Below are 2,853 nucleotides of genomic sequence, written 5' to 3' on the forward strand. Positions count from 1 at the left end.
GGGAGGAAGACCTTGCGGTGGACGTGAATCACCCGGTGGGGAAGCTCCAGGTAGGCGGCGCTGTTGTAGTAGGCCCCCCCGTCCCGCTCGTAGAAGCCCACCACCAGGTCCAAAGCCCCCTCCCACCCCACCTTCTCGTAAACTCCCGCCAAAAGCTCCAAAAGCTCATGGCGGGTGAGGGCGAGCTCCCTCACCCCCCCTTGCAGGAAGTAGCCGGTGAGGGCGGCCTCGGGCAGGACCACCACCTGGGGGGCGTGGGGGCGGAGGGCCTCGAGGTGGGCCCTTAGCCGCTCAAGGCTCGCCTCAAGCCGGCTCTTCTCGGGGCGGAACTGGAGGACGGCGTGGCGCACCTCCCGCATCAAGCCTCCTGGGGAAGGTAGAGGCGGGGGTTGGCCTCGGGGAAGGGGTTGTCCCGCTCCTCCAAGGCCTTAAGCTCCTCGGGGGAGACCCCTTTGAGGAGGTGGAAGAAGGCCCGGGCGTGCTCCTCGTACCGCTCCCTGGCGTAGGCCTCGGCCTGCCCCGTGTCCATGAGGAAGGGCCAGTCGGAGGCCTCGAGGAGGAGGAGCTCCCGCATGGCCTGGCGCAACACCCCCTCAGGGAGGACGCCCCGGCGCGCCGCTTCCCGCATGGCCCCCTCCGCCCGGTACACGGCCCGCCAGTAGTCCAGGGTCTTCTCGTTGAGCCAGACCCTATGGTCCCCGCCCCGGCCCCAGGAGCCCTCGGGGAGGGCGGTCCGCACCGCGGGGCCCTGCACCGCCTCCCGCGCGGTCACGGGCCGGACCCTGGGGCTTTGGGCGAGGAGCCTCAGCACCTCCTCCAGCCAGGCCACCCCCTCGTACCACCAGTGGCCGAAGAGCTCGGCATCATACGGGGAGAGGATGACCCCCTCGGGGTGCCCCTCGGCGAGGCGCTCCAGAAGCCCCACGAAGTGGCGGGCGTGCTCCTTGGCCTTGGCGAAGGCCGCCTCCGGGTCGTAGGGGGCCTTCTCCGAAAGGTCCGCCTTGCGGTGGGTCACCCGCCAGTGGTGGAGGCCGGAAAGGGGGTCCTTGCGGTGGAACTCCCGGTAAAGCCCCTCTCCCGGGTAGCCGTGGTCGGCGCTCCACACCTGAAGGGCCGTCTCCTGGTTGCGGGCGAGGACCCGGAGGCCCGAGGCCAGCTCGTGGACGTAGTAGGTGGCCTCCCGGCTCTCCACGGGACCCAAGGAGGCCTCCCCGTAAGGGGAGAGGGGCTCGCCCCCCTGGACCAGGTGGGCGTCCACGAAGGTGTAGCGGATCCCGGCCCGCATCAGAAGCTCGTCCACCCCGGGCCTCACCCCCTCCGGGGGGCCTTCCACGGGGGGCTTCCAAAGGCCCTTGGGCCGGTAGGCCATCTCCGGGAGCCAGAAGCCCGTGGGGTCCTTGGCGAAGTGGCGGCGGTAGGTGCTGACCCCGGTCTTGATCTGGGCCCAGAGGGCCTCGTCGTAGGCGAGGAGAGGGGAGTAGCCGTGGGTGGCGTTGGAGGTGAGGAGCTCCACCTGCCCCCTCTCCTGGGCCCTCCGGAAGGGAGCCAGGAGGTCCCCCCGCAGGTGGTGGAAGTGGTCCAGGGTGAGCTCCCAGAAGGCCACCTGGTGCCGGGCGCTGGCCTCGAGGGCCGTGCCCCGGTAGCGCTGGTAGTCGCCCTGGGCCCTCTCCAGGCGGTCCTTGGCGTAGGCCCAGAACCCCTCCTTGATCCGGGGGTCGGCGAGCTGCTCCGCCAGGATGGGGGTGATCCCCAGGGTGAAGGGGGCCTCCACCCCCTCGGCGCGAAGCCGCTCCAAGACCCGGACGAGGGGGAGGTAGGTCTCGGCCATGGCCTCGTAGAGGGTCTCCTCCCCGAAAGGCCACATCCCGTGGGCCCGCACATAGGGGAGGTGGGCGTGGAGGACCAGGGCGAAGCGCGCCATGGCCCTAGCGTACCACGGTGCCCTCCCCGGAAAGGGCCCGCCTTATGGGGTTTTCCACCCGGCCATCGGCGAAGACCACCCGCTTCACCCCGCCCCTTACCGCCTCCACCGCCCCCATGACCTTGCGCTTCATCCGCCCTTGGGCGAGGGCCAGGTACTCCGGGTCCTCCACCCGCTCCACGGGGATCTCCCGCACCAAAGAGGCCTCGTCCGGGTAGCGGGCGAGGAGGCCGGGGACGTTGGAGAGGTAAATAAGGGCCTCGGCCCCGTAGACCCGGGCGAGGAGGGCGGCGATGCTATCCCCATCGGTGTTGATGGCCTCGCCCTCGTAGCTCAGGGCAGGGGGGGTGAGGACGGGGAGGTAGCCCGCCCCAAGGAGGAGGTCCAAAAGGGCCTTGTTCACCTCCTCCACCGTGCCCGTGTAGTCCCCGCGGTGGATCTTGACCTTGCCGTCCTCCACGTACTTGACCGCGGTTTTCCTCCGGCCCACGAGAAGCCTTCCGTCTAGCCCCGAAAGGCCGATGGCGTTCGCCCCCTCCTTCTGCAGAAGCTCCACCAGGCGCTTGTTCACCAGGCCGCAGTAGACCATCTCAAAGATCTCCAGGGTCTTGCGGTCGGTGAGGCGGCTCACCTGCCCCCCGGGGTGGGTGAGGAAGCGGGGCGGGTGGCCCAGGGCCTCCGCCACCTTGTTGGTTTCGGCGCTTCCCCCGTGGACCAGAAGAAGCCTCACCCCCTCCTTCCACAAGGAGGCCGCGTCCTTGGCCACGGCCTCGTAGTGGATCCCCTCGGCGCCTCCCACCTTGACCACGATCACAAGCTCACCTCCCACGTCCGGGGCCCCCCAGCACGGGGTGGCCTTAGGGGTGAAGCCCGGGGAAGTCCAGCCCCAGGGTCTCGGGCCAGCCCATGCGGAGGTTTAGGGCCTGGAGGGC

At 70.1% G+C, this 2,853-nt stretch carries 3 protein-coding genes; all 3 read right to left on the reverse strand.

Translation table 11 applies throughout. The annotated features are described in order from the left end of the window. A partial coding sequence (locus AC01Y6_RS10050; protein ID WP_476671380.1) for a nitrilase-related carbon-nitrogen hydrolase occupies positions 1-359 on the reverse strand: 359 nt, incomplete at its 3' end. Then, positions 359-1,921, reverse strand: a complete 1,563-nt coding sequence (locus tag AC01Y6_RS10055) for a 1,4-alpha-glucan branching protein (protein ID WP_476671381.1) — start codon at positions 1,919-1,921, stop codon at positions 359-361. The genes AC01Y6_RS10050 and AC01Y6_RS10055, both read right to left, overlap by 1 nt. Positions 1,922-1,925: 4 nt before the next feature. Next, complete coding sequence (locus AC01Y6_RS10060) at positions 1,926-2,735, reverse strand: [LysW]-aminoadipate kinase (RefSeq protein WP_347240577.1); 810 nt, start codon at positions 2,733-2,735, stop codon at positions 1,926-1,928. Positions 2,736-2,853 lie beyond the last annotated feature (118 nt).

This window comes from Thermus sp., assembly GCF_056332225.1.

What these genes read in the sequence shown, in the direction of transcription:
- AC01Y6_RS10055 (WP_476671381.1), bottom strand. Translation starts at nt 1,921, where the DNA reads ATGGCGCGCTTCGCCCTGGTCCTCCACGCCCACCTCCCCTATGTGCGG.